The 15,374-nt window shown below is 51.1% G+C and carries 12 protein-coding genes; 3 read left to right on the forward strand and 9 right to left on the reverse strand.

The window, feature by feature from the left end:
* Positions 1 to 32 precede the first annotated feature (32 nt).
* The 9 genes from rfbB to AC2FID_RS09980 all read right to left on the reverse strand — a co-directional run bounded on the left by rfbB (position 33) and on the right by AC2FID_RS09980 (position 11,927).
* Positions 33 to 1,073, reverse strand: a complete 1,041-nt coding sequence (rfbB, locus tag AC2FID_RS09940) for a dTDP-glucose 4,6-dehydratase (protein WP_496836605.1) — start codon at positions 1,071 to 1,073, stop codon at positions 33 to 35.
* A 395-nt stretch (positions 1,074 to 1,468) separates the two neighbouring features.
* Complete coding sequence (locus AC2FID_RS09945) at positions 1,469 to 2,878, reverse strand: hypothetical protein (RefSeq protein WP_496836606.1); 1,410 nt, start codon at positions 2,876 to 2,878, stop codon at positions 1,469 to 1,471.
* Positions 2,862 to 3,956, reverse strand: coding sequence for a DegT/DnrJ/EryC1/StrS family aminotransferase (locus AC2FID_RS09950; RefSeq protein ID WP_496836608.1), 1,095 nt, complete (start codon positions 3,954 to 3,956; stop codon positions 2,862 to 2,864). The genes AC2FID_RS09945 and AC2FID_RS09950 overlap by 17 nt, the downstream gene beginning before the upstream one ends.
* 16 nt (positions 3,957 to 3,972) lie before the next feature.
* Positions 3,973 to 6,549 (reverse strand): FkbM family methyltransferase, encoded by a 2,577-nt coding sequence (locus AC2FID_RS09955; RefSeq protein ID WP_496836610.1) that lies wholly within the window; start codon positions 6,547 to 6,549, stop codon positions 3,973 to 3,975.
* Positions 6,546 to 7,541 carry a GNAT family N-acetyltransferase gene (locus tag AC2FID_RS09960; protein ID WP_496836612.1) on the reverse strand — a complete coding sequence of 332 codons (996 nt, stop codon included), beginning with the start codon at positions 7,539 to 7,541 and terminating at the stop codon, positions 6,546 to 6,548. Before AC2FID_RS09960 ends, AC2FID_RS09955 begins: the two co-directional genes overlap by 4 nt.
* Before the next feature lie 11 nt (positions 7,542 to 7,552).
* Positions 7,553 to 7,777 carry an acyl carrier protein gene (locus tag AC2FID_RS09965; protein ID WP_113791061.1) on the reverse strand — a complete coding sequence of 75 codons (225 nt, stop codon included), beginning with the start codon at positions 7,775 to 7,777 and terminating at the stop codon, positions 7,553 to 7,555.
* A gap of 2 nt (positions 7,778 to 7,779) precedes the next feature.
* Positions 7,780 to 9,387 carry an HAD-IIIC family phosphatase gene (locus tag AC2FID_RS09970; RefSeq protein ID WP_496836614.1) on the reverse strand — a complete coding sequence of 536 codons (1,608 nt, stop codon included), beginning with the start codon at positions 9,385 to 9,387 and terminating at the stop codon, positions 7,780 to 7,782.
* A gap of 1 nt (position 9,388) precedes the next feature.
* Positions 9,389 to 9,820 carry a sugar 3,4-ketoisomerase gene (locus tag AC2FID_RS09975; protein ID WP_496697464.1) on the reverse strand — a complete coding sequence of 144 codons (432 nt, stop codon included), beginning with the start codon at positions 9,818 to 9,820 and terminating at the stop codon, positions 9,389 to 9,391.
* 310 nt (positions 9,821 to 10,130) lie between these two features.
* On the reverse strand, positions 10,131 to 11,927 hold the full coding sequence (locus tag AC2FID_RS09980; protein ID WP_496836617.1) for an ABC transporter ATP-binding protein: 1,797 nt from the start codon (positions 11,925 to 11,927) through the stop codon (positions 10,131 to 10,133).
* A gap of 586 nt (positions 11,928 to 12,513) precedes the next feature.
* Between AC2FID_RS09980 and AC2FID_RS09985 the strand changes: the two genes are divergently transcribed.
* From AC2FID_RS09985 to glf, 3 genes are read left to right on the forward strand one after another with little or no spacing between them, the layout of a single operon-like run.
* Positions 12,514 to 13,314 (forward strand): glycosyltransferase family 25 protein, encoded by an 801-nt coding sequence (locus AC2FID_RS09985; protein ID WP_496836619.1) that lies wholly within the window; start codon positions 12,514 to 12,516, stop codon positions 13,312 to 13,314.
* The gene (locus AC2FID_RS09990; protein WP_496697460.1) at positions 13,311 to 14,201 is read left to right on the forward strand and encodes a hypothetical protein; all 891 of its coding nucleotides are present in this window, start codon (positions 13,311 to 13,313) and stop codon (positions 14,199 to 14,201) included. Before AC2FID_RS09985 ends, AC2FID_RS09990 begins: the two co-directional genes overlap by 4 nt.
* 1 nt (position 14,202) lies before the next feature.
* Complete coding sequence (glf, locus tag AC2FID_RS09995; protein ID WP_496836621.1) at positions 14,203 to 15,351, forward strand: UDP-galactopyranose mutase; 1,149 nt, start codon at positions 14,203 to 14,205, stop codon at positions 15,349 to 15,351.
* Positions 15,352 to 15,374: the final 23 nt, after the last annotated feature.

The raw sequence follows: 15,374 nt of genomic DNA on the forward strand, positions 1-15,374 counted from the left end.
TGGCGAATTTCACATATTCTGCAAAAATGATGTTAGCCGGAAGAACCCAAACGCTGACCCACCCCCGTACGGGATTTGAGGTTTTCCAACCAGTCCGCATTTTCAAGGTACCATTGAACAGTCTGTTCCAATCCTGTCTCTGGCGTGTGAGATGGGCGCCAGCTCAACTCTTCACTAATGCGTGTCGCATCAATTGCATAGCGCTTGTCGTGGCCCGGGCGATCTTTCACAAACGTGATCAGTTCGGAATAGGGAGCACCTGCAGGTCTCAAGCGATCCAGGACCCCACATAGTTTTTCAACCAGCTCCAGATTGGTCATCTCGTTTTCGCCGCCGATATTGTAACTGCGGCCAAGTTCGCCTTTTTCCAAGACCAAAAGAAGGGCTTCGGCATGATCTTCGACATGTAGCCAGTCGCGAATATTATCGCCTTTTCCATAGATCGGAATAGCCTCGCCGGCCAAAGCCTTGAGGATCACCACCGGGATCAGTTTTTCGGGAAACTGAAATGGCCCGTAATTGTTAGAACAGTTGGTCATCACAATCGGCAGCCCGTAGGTTTCATGCCATGCACGTACCAGGTGATCTGAGCCGGCTTTGGAAGCCGAATATGGAGAGTTCGGCTGGTAGGGGCTGTCTTCAACAAAGAATCCGGTTGTCCCAAGTGAACCAAATACCTCGTCGGTTGAGATATGATGAAAACGAAATCCTTCTGGCCGACCCTGCGATACCCACCAGTGGCGGGCTGCTTCTAGCAGCCGATAGGTTCCGACAATATTGGTTTCGACAAATGCGCCCGGACCGTCAATTGAACGGTCTACGTGGCTTTCAGCGGCAAGATGCATGATCGCGTCAGGCTTATGCTGTTCAAGTAACTCCAGCATTCTAACGCCGTCGCATATGTCGGCTTTTTCAAAAATGTGGTTCGGGCTTTGGGCGATGCTGGCAACATTTTCGGTGCATGCCGCATAGGTGAGTGAATCAACGTTGATCACAGAATGACCGCTACGGATTGCCAGGCGCACCACTGCCGAGCCGATAAACCCCATTCCGCCTGTTACCAGTATTTTCACGTCACTACCTCGTTCATGTGTGGGCTGTATGATGGCACGATTGCTTCCGTGCAAAAGAAATTTAATACGTTGCGAAATCTGGCAGGAAACCTGGAAGCAGCAAAGATACCCCCGCCGGACTTTTCATGTGAGCTTTCTCATAACACGCTGCCAACTGCTACTGTTTCAAATAGCTTTCTGATCTCTAGGTCCCTTCAGTAAGGTTGACAATAGCGATTGGAGTTATGTCCTGAGACGACGGCATCGCAACGGCGCATCGCTGTAATTTAACCTGGTTCCCATTACAAAAAGGGTCAATTGCTTGAATAGCATAACCAGACAATTTGAGGGCGGATCGCAATCGGATGTGGACAATGTGTGGCATTCTTTGCTGGCGCGGATTACCGCCGATCTTTTTAGATTAATGTCGTTCTATGAGTGTGAAATAAATCCAAATCCGAAAAACCGTGGAAGAGATTGCCATCAGCCATGCCAACAGGGTTTTGAACGGTTGCTAAGGTGTACAGATCATCCAGCCTGTCTAAGAAGACGTCCCTACGGGAGTCATTATTCAGGCTTTCAAATTGCCGTGCTGCGGTGATTTTGCGGTCACCATTTGCGTCCATCAAATCCAAAACCTGGTCAATGAACTCGTCGTCCGTCCGGATATATTCGGGTTGATCGATCAGATAGTCCATTTGCCCGATAAAGGTCTTTCTGGAAACCACCGGAAGACCATTGCTGATATAGTCCATAGCAGCGGTGCAGCCGTTTTCTGGCAGGGTGTCCAGTGCAACATCCGCTGCTTTCAGGTAGCTCTTGAACTGGGCTTCGTCGCAAGCAAGAATTGGTATCACCCGCTGGAGGTCGTGCGCGTCGCATCCGACGGCGATCAATTGTTGTCGACAGAAGGTCTCTGACACACCAACGAGAAGTATCCAAATCCGGTTGTTTCGCCTAAGTATTTTCTTGACCGTTTCGAAGAAGTTCAAATCTAGAAACGGCTGGAATTTGTATTGCGATGCTGACGCAATCGCGATTTTGGCTTCTTTTGGAATCGAAAATTGGTCGCGGCTGAAACCTTGATCAGTGCTTGCCGCTTTTTTTTGGACGGACAGAGGGATCCCCAGTCGCTTGCTGTTTGAAATACCGCGTCTTGTCCCGGTCAACGCTCTTCCCCAGCTACGGGTTTCCGCAACCGCATGCGCCACCTCCATTCCGACTGAGAAACGATGATCGGCATGATTGTAAAAAATCACGGGCACAGGAAAAGAGGGCAGCCCGAATGCGAGGGACGGCACAATATCGTGCATATGAATGTGCAGAACAACGAATGCGTACCCAAGCGCAATGGACTTGAGTTCCTCGGCGCGTGTTCCGATCGATTTCTTGTCACGTAACCTATGTACTGTTCCACCTGCATTGGTCACGACGTCGTTCAATAGTTTTGGAACCGGCTGGGTACCCTGTTCCGTCAGAACCACGGATTGTGAACGCTTTTCACCATCCAGGGCTATCCAGCGTTCCACGACGCGTGTGTGCCCTCCCCATGGAAAGGCTGTGCTCATAACGTGCAAAACACCAGAACGGTCGGTTTTCCCCGGATTGATTGGCGGCCTTATCGTTTTGGCCAATTCGGAGAGGGCGGCCTCCAGTTCGCGCGACCGATAGACACCGGCACCGGTGCCATTGGCAAAATGCGCTGCCACCTCTATGGCCTTCATTTTCTTAGAAGGCGTTTTAATGGCGGCAAGTTCAAAACAAATACGTTCAAACTTTTGGGCGTTCGCAATCGTCCTAGATAGCAATTCACGCCGTGAATGCATTCAACGCCTCGCAAACATCACGCACGTCTTCATCCGACATTGTCGGATCAATTGGCAACGACAGCACTTCTTCATGAATGGCTTCCGTTAGGGGAAAGGAAAGATCGGCCAGTTCAGCATATGCAGCCTGCTGGTGGGGCGGTATGGGGTAATGAACCAGAGTTTGGACACCGCGTTCTTTCAGGTGTTTCTCAAGCAGGTCGCGATGTTTCGTGCGAATGACAAACAAATGCCAGACGCTGGTCAGCGCATCGCTTGGGAATTCCGGCAACGTCACGTGATTGCTTTTGATGCCATCACAATAAGCGCGCGCGATTTCGCGGCGTCGCGCGTTTTCATCGTCAAGGTATCTCAGCTTGACCCGTAGAATGGCAGCCTGAATCTCATCCAGTCTGGAATTTCGGCCTTTGGCTTCATTTACATATTTTTTCCGCGAACCATAGTTCGACAACATGTCCACTTTTGCCGCCAGGGCATCGTCATTTGTCACGACGGCACCGCCATCTCCTAAGGCGCCGAGGTTTTTACCTGGATAAAAGGAAAACGCCGAGATATCGCCAAAGTTTCCTGCTCGTATTCCATTAAAAGTTGCGCCATGGGATTGCGCGCAGTCTTCGATGACGAACAATCCGTGTTCCTTGGCAAATTCGCATATGGCTGGCATGTCCGCCAATCGCCCATATAGATGCACCGCCAGAATTGCCCGTGTTTTGGGCGTCAGTGCTTCAGCCAGCCCGTTCTTCGACAGGTTAAAGGTATTGGGATCCGGCTCAACCAGAACGGGCGTCAAACCAACTCTGGATATGGCAAGGACGGTCGCAATGTAGGTGTTGGCCGGAACTAGGACTTCTGCACCGGCGTCCAAATCCAATGCATCCAGACAAAGCTCTAGTGCATCCAGGCCGTTGCCTACTCCGATTGCATGCTGAGTGCCGCAGTACTCGGCGAATTCCCGACAAAAATCCTGATACTGTGTACCACGTACGTACCATCCGCTAGCGAGAACGTCTTGCATAGCCTGAGCGATTTCTTCGCTGTGGCGTGCGTTAATCTCTTTCAAATTCAAAAAGCTGATCATAGCGTCTTCCTTACTTTCAGCTGTCTACGGAGCGCGGTTCGCAGATCAGGTTGGTATCTACTGCGATTGACATGTCCAATGGTTTTCGAACCTTGAATTCGTATTCAACACCCAATTCTTCCACCCACTTCCGGGCCTTAAAGAACTGATCAAAATTGTGATAAATACTGATGAGGAGAACTGGCTTTTGCTCGATTATTGTCTTTCGAGCACCTTCCAGAACATCGAATTCCATGCCCTCAACGTCAATCTTAATCAAGCCGACTTTGATCCCATGTTCTTCCACCAGAGAGTCCAGAGTCCGGACGGCAATTTTGTCATGCTCGACGGACTGATCGTCCGACTCTGTTATCAAGCAAGACTGATCTCCACGATCCAGCACCGCCATTTCAGACGGCTCACTGCCAAGCCCGATATTCAATGATCGAACGGCTTGTATGTTATTCTGTTTGATCGTCTCATTCAGGAGATCAAAGCTCTCGCGGCTAGGTTCGATAGCCCAAATGTCGCCGTCGCTAAACTCGCGCATTATCAGCACGGAATCGCCGAAATATGCACCTACATCGATCATTGCCCTGTCTTTCAGGAATTCAGGACGTTCAAGTTCAGTGATGAAGTGTTTGTAATAGAACACCGTTGAAGAGATATCTGCGGACGGCAAACGATATTTTCCGTCATATAGATACCACTTGTCCGATAGTCTCAGGATGCGATTGTAGTGGAAATCCATCAACTCGCGGAATTTATCTTCCTCTTCGCGTGTAAGCTGGAAGGCCCCGGCATCGTCAATTGCATAGTCGCGGATACGTTTCAGGACCCGAGTTATGATGCGGCGGCTTTCCTCGTCCAGACCGGCAATCAAGTCCAAATACAGCTGCTCTACATCGCCGCTGAACTTTTCATAGGACACTTGATCAATTATTGATTCACACGTGTCCATATGTGCGATGTGCGTGCCATTGTTTACATAACTTGTTGGTGGGCCCAAAACCGTCGCTGAGGTGTTTTGGTAGACTTCCTGAACAATCTCGGCCTTCAGCGCCTCAATCCGCTCGGATTGAGATGCGATTTGCGACGCTTGTTTTTCGAGTTGAGCGGTTTGATTGTCCATCCGCTCAGCCTGAGCGCTCAATTGTCCGCCTTGGCTTGCAAGCTCACTATGTTGCTGGTCCATCTTGGCGGTGAGCGACGGGACACGGTTTGTCACAAGATCAAAAAGTTGGGTGTTAAGTGCCCTCGTGGCCCGACTGTTCTTCTTGGCTTTCCGGAACATGTTCGCCCCGATCAGCAACAATGTAAGCGGAAGAGCAGCAATTGCGATCAATCCAATCAGCAAGAGCCACAACTTGTACTCCAGGCTCTTAAACTTCATGCGCCGAATTAGCTTGTCCTTGTACCGCAACTCCAGCATGCCGTTAGTATAACGCACAGCCCGCAGTTTCCCTTTGAAGCCAAGTCGGTACGTTTTCTTCTCGATTTGCCACCCAAGGAAAGCCTCTTTCGCGTCCCGGTACGTGAGTGTTGATTTCGAGGCCGCTTTCAGGAATTCATCAGCTGCAAATTTGGCATTGTGAAATTTAGAAACGTACTGATAGACGTCTTCGCCGAGTTGCTTTTGTTTTTCTGCGTCCAGTATGTCGCCCATGACTTCTGCACATTTACGGATCGGAATGTCAAAGGACGGTGCCTGTTCAACCTGCCAGCCCAGACAGAACCCTTTGGCTTCCTGAAGGTATACGAAAATGTCGTCATCATAGTCATGTATTTCGTTGCAAACTACGACTGTGGGAATAGCCAGCCGGCCCGATGCCAAGGCAGACGTGCCCATCGCAAACATGACATCGACATTCTCTATCAGGAATGCATCAAGCTTTTCATCAAACATGGGTCCAGTGAGCACAATGTTCACAGACGGGTAGTCCTCTGGCACTACCTTGCTTTCTTCCGGACCATTTCCGATGACGTACAGGGTTTTCTTGCCTTCAAACGGATAGGCATCGAAATGACGAGCCAGATTTGTTACCGCAAAGACTTTGTCAATAGACAGGCGCCCGAGGATTGCAACTTTCAACTCGCCTTGAGGGGCCACATAGTTTGTCTTCCTAGTAGAGCTGGGTTCGATGCCAATCGGAACATAGTTCTCGTCGAAAGGGATCCCATAGTCTGTTTGCGCTTGTCGATGCGCTGCATCGCAAAAGAAAACGGCATGATTGTCACTGACCGTTTGAAGAAACTCAAGAAGACGGTCCGAGTCTATATTCCATGAATCTTTGAGAACCGGAACACACAAATTGTGCCAATTCACAAATATGATCTTGCTGTCGGGGTGAAGTTCGGGCAGCCAATGAGCCCAATAAATTGGGATGATGAGCATAACGGGCTCTTGCAATGCAACGCCGAAGTTCCCGTCTTCCAGCTCGAGTTTCTCCACATTGGACCCCTCGAGCATTGGGTCCGTAATTCCGTCTTTGAAATCTGTGTAGTAAACCTTGCCGGAATAAACCTCAGCCAATCGCCGTGCAATAGACGTCAGGTATACCGGGCCGCCGGATGCCTCGCGCCACGGGAAGTAGAATACAATTGGCAAATTCATTTTTCGGAAATCTCGATAAGTTCGACAATAAATCGGTTGGGCATTACCATGAAGACAATTGGCGTCTGAAAATAAACGGATTTCTTCACCGGAGTTATGGGGCGAATACCCAGGCGTCCCATGGTGCTCATGGCCGTCTCAATGTCTTTTACATAGTACGCGAAGTGATAGGGTGCCACACTATGTGAAAGCCAACTGTCCAGCGTCTTCGAGCCTTCCATGTTCTCGAGGAGCTCAATGCGGGGTTGGGATTTTGCGGTCATAAACAGACCGTGTACGCCTTGACCGGGGTCCGTGAATCGAGCCTCATCCGTGTAGCCGACGAGGCGATATCCAGCGGCCGCGGCTTCAATTGATTTTGCAGCAATTCCGATATGATGGAATTCAAATACACCTAACTCTGCCTGCAGGCGACGGTTAAAGATGTTCTGACAAAAACTTCCCCATTTCGAAGCCGTCGTTTCAACATATTCTTCTTTAGTTAGAACATGCTCGACCAACTCGAACGTTTCACCACGCAATTCCACGGTATTCGGCGCGGCCGCAGCGCGCCGCTTTGCATAGCCATCATGGAACTTCACGACACTGGTATTTTCGGAAACGGTCCGGCAATAGATTTCAGCCAAACCCAAATCATGAAAGCCAAACGACATCAGAAGGTTGACGCTCTCGATGGCGGCAAGACTGCCATCTTCGATAATCCATCGGCCCCATTCGGCCTGGCCTTCATTGATATCGTAAAGCCCGATCAGACCAACCTTCTGTTGGGTGAAACGATCCAGGACCAGAAAGTAATAATCCTGATCGGCCTGGGCCTGCTTCCGCAACCAAGCCCGCTGCGCTTCTACGTCGGGGGAAATCGGGTTGAGATACTTTTGTTTTTGGCTGTCTGCGCTGCGCAAGTTGACGATGTACTCTGCATCGTCTTCAGAAACGGGGCGCAATTGAAAGGATAACCCCGTCAGACGACGCGAGCGAAGTACATCTGTCACGAACCCGCTCCCTAGTTTCCGTTCAGTTTCGATTGAATTGCATCAACAAAGCTCTTGGGAGAGCCAAGTTCCGTCAGCTCCTCTGGTGAGAACTGAATCCCGAATTCTTCTTCGGCGGCCAAAGCGTGTTCGATGCGGTCAAATGAGCTCCAGACTTCGGCATCTTCGTAATGCGCTTGGAATTTTTCACCCAGGCCCGCACGGCTTTCTACAAAGGACAAAACGTTTTCAGACATGGTTAGTAACTCTGCTCTTCTACATCTAGTTCAGGGACGGAGATCTCGACGATTCCCTGAGGGAATGAATAGTCTAGCTCCGAAGGTACGTTGGCGTGTTCGTTTAGATATTTCGCGACGAAATCCTCTGCCGGGCCATTTCGGTCGCCTTTTTGAAACTCGATCCCGACTTTCGAACACCCCAGTTGATCCGCTGCGCATTTGATAGCGCCCAGAACAACAACGTCGTCCAGGCCACGACCCAACGCCCGGCAACTGACAAACATGTCTTCTACCTTCAGGGTGTCCTCGTGTTTATGCGCAACCAGACAGCCAATGATGCCACTATCGATCAGCTTGTCGCTCATCGAAACGGTCATTACGCAAGAAGTCGGGCTTTCCGCCGCGGCTTTTACTTCGGCAAGTGAGTATCGCTTGTAGTTGAAGATAAACTGGTTGGTCTTCCGGGAGAGTTCCGAAACCCGGGTCACCTGTTCAGGATCGTTTGCCTTGAAGCTGATCTTAATCTCAAGCGAACGCAGATAATCTTCGGGGGACATCTGCTCTCGCAGGCGTCGCCGTTCTTCATTTGCCTGTACGTCTTTACTTCTGGCTGCGTCTTCTGCAGTGACTTTCGATTTCAGAAGGCCCGGGTATATGCTGACGCCACGGGCATTGGCATCGCTGTCAGGTGAGGCCCAGAACTGCTTGATGTCCGGCAACGCGTTGCTTACTTCAAAAAGCTCACCCATATTGTCGTCGACAAACAGCATTGAAGAATGGTGGATATTCAGGAATTTTTCCAAACCTTGGATGTTGGAAGATTTGGAATCCCAGTTGACCATAAACTTGGTCACGTGTTCAGGGCGAAGAGGGAAGTCAGTGCGGCTGTTGAACAGATGCTCAGCATCTTCCGCTTCGTTCTTCGACGCAACGCAAATAAAGAATCCTTGGCCCGCAAGTTCAACCAGCTTCTGCTGCAGTGCAATATGTCCGGGTTCCAGAACAACTCCGTCTGCGCCGTCCTCGCCAAGCACGCCTTTGTAAAGGGTATTGTCGAGATCAACTACAACTGCTTTCAATCCCGGCAAGATAACAGCAGGAATGATGCGCAACCCAAGCAGCCTGGACATTTCCATACATGCCGCCGGACTACAGCGGGTGCCGGTGAAGTCAGCGAGCCGCTCATCAAAGAACTTGTCCCCGAGGCGGGTGACTATCGGCGTAACGTCCGCTTTGAACAGAGGCTCCTGAGCTTCAAATTCCGCACCAATTGGTACAATAATGACGGGGTCCGCCGCGCTTTGGCTGAGTTCATTTAGGCGGGCAGCAATGTGTTCACGCCCTTTGTCATCGTACCGATCCAGATCAACCCAGAGAATATGCGCATCTGCACCTGTCGAAAAATCGACATTTGCAAATGCATCATCGTAGTCGCTGTAATTGAACTCTGCCTTCAAGCCCGAGATTTCCAGGAAGGCATTCAGAGTCGCAGCGACCAATTCAAAAGAGTGGTTGCGGATGACATTGATCTTCAGGTTGCGAGCTTGCTCGTCCACCCGGCCAATAAGATCGCTGCGCTTTAGATTTTGGCTTGATGTGAGGCTGTGAAATTCGAGAAGTTTATCCATTTTAGCCACTTATCTTCATGTTTTTGTAGTCGTCATACGAGTGGATGTATTCTTCGGGGTCGTAGAGATTATCTGATACAACAACCAGAACGCAATCCTCGCTAAAGTCATACATCTCTTTCCAAACCATTCTTTCAATCCAGAGGAGTTTTGAAGGAGAGTCCAGCTCAATGCTGGCAAATTCACCGTCAGGAGCTGCCAGCCTGACTCGGCAGCGCCCGTTAAGGCACAAAAATCCAAAGCGTGATCGCAGGTTCGCATGACTGCCGCGCGGCTCGTCGCCAACCGCTCCGTAAATTGCAAACATGCGCTTGAGTTCGAATGGCACTTCTTTGAGTTGCTCTACGACGACCAGGTTACCCCGATCATCGCCGCGTACCTGTAGTTCAACAAGCCCGAATAGTTCATCATAATTATTTTCAGACCGGTCCATGCAGCACACATCCAAAGGTTAATCAATTTTTTGCGATTTAGCACCGTTTCCGCAGCGCGTATATAGTAGCGTTACACCCTTCGCGATCCAATTTCAGAATATGCGAATTTTTTTGCCTGTTCGTCGGCCTGGTTTCAAATGAGTGCAGCATCCGTCATTGGGCCAGACCGAAGCCCAGGCTTTTGAAATTGGTCCGAGGCGCCAACTTTGGATGTCCGGTGCTAGCCGGTGTAAGGTGAGCATTGTCAGTCCTATCCATCACGCCAAATGTAGGTGAATGCAGATGTGGACAGACCGAAGCTGCGGTACATCACTCCGCGACTTCGGCTTTTGCTTCGGCCGCAGGTTCGCGTTTCTTGAATTGCTGATCGAAGAGTTTTTTGAACTGACCTTCGAGTTGCATAAGTTCGTCGAGATTGCCCTGTTCAATGACGGCGCCGTCCTGAACAACGATGATTTTATCGGCCTCCAGAACGGTCGAAAGTCTGTGCGCAATTACGATCACCGTCATGTTCTGTGTCAATGTGTCCAACGCAGACTTCACCAGAGCCTCGGATTCTGCGTCCAGCGCGCTGGTGGCTTCGTCCAGCAGCAATATCTCGGCATTGCGCAGGATTGCGCGCGCAATTGCAATCCGTTGCTTTTGCCCGCCGGACAGGAAGGTCCCGTTTTCACCAACCTGAGTGTCATAGCCATTGGGAAAATCACAGATGAAATCATGCGCGTATGCTGCCTTTGCAGCTTCGATGACCTCTTCGTCTGTCGCGTCTGGTGCCGAACAGCGCAGGTTTTCCATCACTGACGCTGAAAACAAGAACGTGTCCTGACCTACATACGAGATCTTTTTTCGGAGCGAAGAAAAGCGGGCGTCCTGCAAATTTTGACCGTCTATTTCGACGGATCCTTCATCAGGGTCATAGAACCGCATAATCAAGCCAAAGATCGTCGATTTTCCGCCACCGGACTGACCAACCAGTGCCGTGGTTTTTCCAGCCTCGAAGGTTACGTTCATATTTTCGATTACCGGAATTGACCCGTGGTATCCAAAGGTGACATTGCGCAAGCCGATCTCGCCGGGCCCGTCCAACAGATCGCGCGCTTCGGGGCTTTCTTGCATGGTGTCTTCTTGATCCAGCAAGCCAAACAACATGCCAACACCGACCATGGCCGCCTCAATCTGAACGCGCATTTTCGACAGACGTTTGGCGGGCTCATAAGCCATCAGCAACGCTGTGATAAAAGACATCAACTGCCCAGCTGTTGGTTGTTCCGTACCTGCAATTCCCAAGGTCGAAACGACCAGAACGCCGGCAACGGCCAGACCGGCCAGAAACTCCATCAGCGGGCTAGCGATCGACTGCAGCCGCGCAATATCGTTCGAGCGTTCTTCGACCTTGAGGATGGCTGTTTCCATACGGTTGATCATCCGATCCTCAAGAGAGAACACCTTGATGATCTTGATGCCGGCCGAGGTTTCCTGCAGCACACGAATAATTTCTGCCAGCGATTTGAACTCTTGCTGCATGATCGAGCGCACGCTTTTCAACAGATAACGCACGCCCAGCAAAGCCACGGGTCCGACAACAAAAAACATAATGGACAGAACGGGCTGCTGGTAAACCATAACGATTATCAGGCCCACCAGGGTCAAGGCGTCGCGAACAAAACCGGTAACCACCACATCAATCAAAGTTCGGGCAGCTTGTGCACCGTGTGTCGTACGCATGAGCAGGTCAGAGGATTCATTCTGGGCGAAGAACGAAATGCCATGCCGCAACAGCTTACGATACACGCGGTCTTGTTGCATCGCAATGATCCGGTTCCCCGCACGCGCCAAGTATATAGACTGGATATAGGAGGCCACCGCTTTGGTTAGAAACAAGAGAACAACGCCTAGAGCGATTGCAAACGCCCACTCACGCATATCGGGGCTGGTCATCGCATCAACGATGTATTCCATCATGAAGGCCGAGCCAGCAGTGGTCGCGGCAACGGCGATCATCGCAACAATGGCGACAGCATAAAGAGGACCTTGGGCAAAAAAACTCTCGCCAATGAGGCGGCCCATATAGCCTGATCGCCATTCGGTCCAGGCACGCTTAATCATTGCATTCTCCAGATCGTGAAATCATGCGCTCGCTCAGATAACCTATAATCATTCCCGCCTAAAGGGCAGATCAAATGGCGCGACAGTGTTGCCCAATCAAAAGGTTGCGCAGAGGCTCCGTCAAATAAGGGCTGGCGCTGCGATGTGCAAGGTTTTGATGTTCTCTTTTGACAAGATGACGCGGTGTATTGTGGGCTTTCGCGCGCGGGGCCTCTGCGTGGTACTTAAAGTCAAAGCCGGAAGGTGTCAGCACAACTTTATAGCGTCCTGAATGTACTTTCTGCCACGAAAGATCCCTGAATTCTGACCAGTAGATTGAGGTGCCGGCAGTTTCTCGCGTTACCGCGAGTGATCAGGTCAAATGATTTTCTTTTTGGATTCATTGTGATATGTATATGCTTGAAAAAATGGAAGCTCTGATATTGTGGGGCAGATTACTGTAGCGTGAGAGTAACGACTGAAATTCAGCGATTTTTTGCCGCTGGAAATCCTTGATGCGTAGGGGGAAAAGGGTAGACCTTTTGCCCTTGTGCTTGGTAAATATGGCCCATAGTAACGCGGTGCATGTATTATTGGTAATGGAACAGTGTCGATTAAGGCTGTCATTCTGAGTTTGCCGAAAGATGTTGAACGGCGACGATTCTGCGAAAGCGAATTTGCCCGCTTTGGCTTGAATCATGAATTTTGCGACGCTATTGCCGGAGATCAGCTAAACAACTCAGAGTTGCATCATTTGTATGATGCCGACATGAACCGGATTAAATTCAAGCGCCCGCTCAGCCGCAACGAGGTCGCCTGCACCCTTGGGCATCGTCAGATTTGGCAGGAAATTGCTGACTCTTCCGACTATGTCAGCCTTGTTTTGGAAGATGATGCGACGTTCGTGCAGGATCCCAGACCGTTTTTCAGTGAACTGGCTGCCTGTGGTGAATGTTTCGAAGACGTCATGATCAAAATCGACGGCGTGTCGGGAAATAACGGGCAGGTCATTAAATCAATTGCAGATCAGGACCTTGTCTTGTCGGACCGTCTGCCACCCAGAACTACGGGCTATATCATCGGCCGACGTGCTGCCGCTCGGCTTTTGGCGATTGAGGCCCCGATTGCGCGCCCCATCGACATCGACCTGAAATTCTATTGGGAACACAACGTACCCATCCTCACACTTGCCGAGCAGATGGTCGCGGAGCGCAAAGAGGTAGACAGCACGATTGACCGCTGCCGCAGTAAAATGAAACCCGGCTCGCCCATGGCCAGATTCGTTCGAAACCTAATGTACCAGACAAAGTACACGTACGGACGGTTGAGCCATCCGTTGAACCCAGACATGATTGAAGGGCTCGGCCCGTTGATGCAGGCAGGAAATCGGGTTCGGAACCGCGCATGAAGAATAGCCTTGTGGTTGTCCGTGCGGGCAACAAGTCATTGCACCATCGGTGGCAAGAAATCCCCTATGAAGATCGCACCTACGATCTTCTGATCAGCTATTTCTCGGACGAGGCTTTTGCGGCATTCAAACCTGAACCCGGTGTCGAGGCTGTGCTGGTAAAAGGCGGCAAATGGGATGGGTTGTTCAAAACCCTCGCTGACCGTGACCTTGATAAGTATGACTACTATTGGCTGCCAGATGACGATCTGGACATCAGCGCTACGGATGTAAACGCGCTGTTTGATGCTATGCAGGTTCACGGATTGCGTATTGCACAACCGTCGCTGACCCCCGAAAGCTATTTCTCGCATTTTGTGTTCAGCCAATGCCCGGGCTTCGTGCTGCGGTACACAAACTATATTGAGATCATGGCCCCGTGCCTGCACAAGGATATCCTGCAGAAAGCACTGCCGCTGTTTCAGGGCACCATGAGCGGCTATGGTCTGGACTATATATGGTGCCGATGGGCCGAGGCTGGCGCGTTTCGAACCGCCATTCTGGACGAAATTGCGATGCACCACACGCGGCCGATCGGAAAGAACCTGAAAGCTGCGATGGCCGAGTCGAATAACCTCAGCTCAGAGGAAGAAGAGGCCGTTCTAAAGCAGATGTTTGATCTGTCGCGGCGCACCGTTCCGGTCGTCTTTGCCGCGATCCTGCAGGGTGGGCAACCCATCTCGGGTCGTCTGCAGCTGGGGTGGCATATGTGCCGGGCATGGATGTCGGTCCTGCCGAAATTCCGCAGTGCCAGCGAGGCGCGGTCGGGGATTTTCAAAATTGCCCGCCGTCAGCTGATCAAACCCCTCGACATGACGACGATCTCGATGAAACAGGAAAGCCCCTGATATGCAGTTTTTGATGGTTGGGGCCGGATTGTCTGGGGCTGTGATCGGTCGGGAACTTGCGGAACAAGGGTATGATGTCACCGTGGTCGACAGCCGTGACCATATCGGTGGAAACTGCCACACAGAACGGGATGCCGATACCGACGTGATGGTCCATGTGTACGGGCCACATATCTTCCATACGGATGATGAAGAGGTTTGGCAGTATGTGAACCAATACGCCAACTTCCTGCCCTATAAGAACCGGGTCAAAACCACCTCGCGGGGGCAGGTTTATTCGTTGCCAGTGAACCTGCATACGATCAATCAGTTCTTTGGCAGGACCATGCGCCCGGACGAGGCGCGCGCGTTTATCAGTGAAGAGCAAGCCGATACATCCATCACCGACCCGCAGAGTTTCGAGGAACAAGCGATGCGGTTCGTCGGTCGTGATCTGTATGAGGCGTTTTTCAAGGGCTACACGATCAAACAGTGGGGATGTCACCCATCCGAGCTGCCCGCGTCGATCCTGAAACGCTTGCCGGTGCGGTTCAACTACGACGACAATTACTTTTTCCATAAATTCCAAGGCATGCCCGAGAACGGGTATACCGACATGATTGGTGGCATCCTTGATCACCCTAGTATCACCGTTAAGCTGAATACCACTTTCGATCGCAACATGGCGGATGGCTTCGATCACGTGTTCTTTTCTGGCCCGCTGGATGGCTATTTCGACTACGAGCTTGGCCGCCTGGGTTATCGCACCCTTGATTTCGAACGGTTCACCTATGATGGCGACTATCAGGGTTGCGCCGTGATGAACTACGGCGAGGAAGAGGTGCCCTTTACTCGGATCACGGAGCACAAGCACTTTGCCCCTTGGGAAACGCACGAGGGCTCGGTTTGTTATCGCGAGTTTTCCCGCGCGGCGGGTCCGGATGACATTCCCTATTACCCGATCCGTCAGGTAAAGGAAAAAGCGCTGCTAGGTGAGTATGTTGCGCTTGCTGAAAGCACGCGAAACGTCACATTTGTCGGTCGCTTGGGAACCTATCGGTACCTGGATATGGATATCACGATCCGCGAGTCGCTGGATACCGCTCAAGCCGTGCTGTCCGCGATCTCGGCAAAAGAACGTTTAAAACCGTTCTTCGTTCCAGTTCTTTGACGAAGGTTTGAATGCGCCAACTC

The sequence above is a fragment of the Ruegeria sp. CDSC068 genome (assembly GCF_059610545.1).

Coding starts and splice junctions, on each gene's coding strand:
- AC2FID_RS09980 (WP_496836617.1), bottom strand. CDS start 11,927: ATGATTAAGCGTGCCTGGACCGAATGGCGATCAGGCTATATGGGCCGC.
- AC2FID_RS09950 (WP_496836608.1), bottom strand. CDS start 3,956: ATGATCAGCTTTTTGAATTTGAAAGAGATTAACGCACGCCACAGCGAA.
- AC2FID_RS09990 (WP_496697460.1), top strand. CDS start 13,311: ATGAAGAATAGCCTTGTGGTTGTCCGTGCGGGCAACAAGTCATTGCAC.
- AC2FID_RS09975 (WP_496697464.1), bottom strand. CDS start 9,820: ATGGACCGGTCTGAAAATAATTATGATGAACTATTCGGGCTTGTTGAA.
- AC2FID_RS09945 (WP_496836606.1), bottom strand. CDS start 2,878: ATGCATTCACGGCGTGAATTGCTATCTAGGACGATTGCGAACGCCCAA.
- AC2FID_RS09955 (WP_496836610.1), bottom strand. CDS start 6,549: ATGAATTTGCCAATTGTATTCTACTTCCCGTGGCGCGAGGCATCCGGC.
- glf (WP_496836621.1), top strand. CDS start 14,203: ATGCAGTTTTTGATGGTTGGGGCCGGATTGTCTGGGGCTGTGATCGGT.
- AC2FID_RS09970 (WP_496836614.1), bottom strand. CDS start 9,387: ATGGATAAACTTCTCGAATTTCACAGCCTCACATCAAGCCAAAATCTA.
- AC2FID_RS09965 (WP_113791061.1), bottom strand. CDS start 7,777: ATGTCTGAAAACGTTTTGTCCTTTGTAGAAAGCCGTGCGGGCCTGGGT.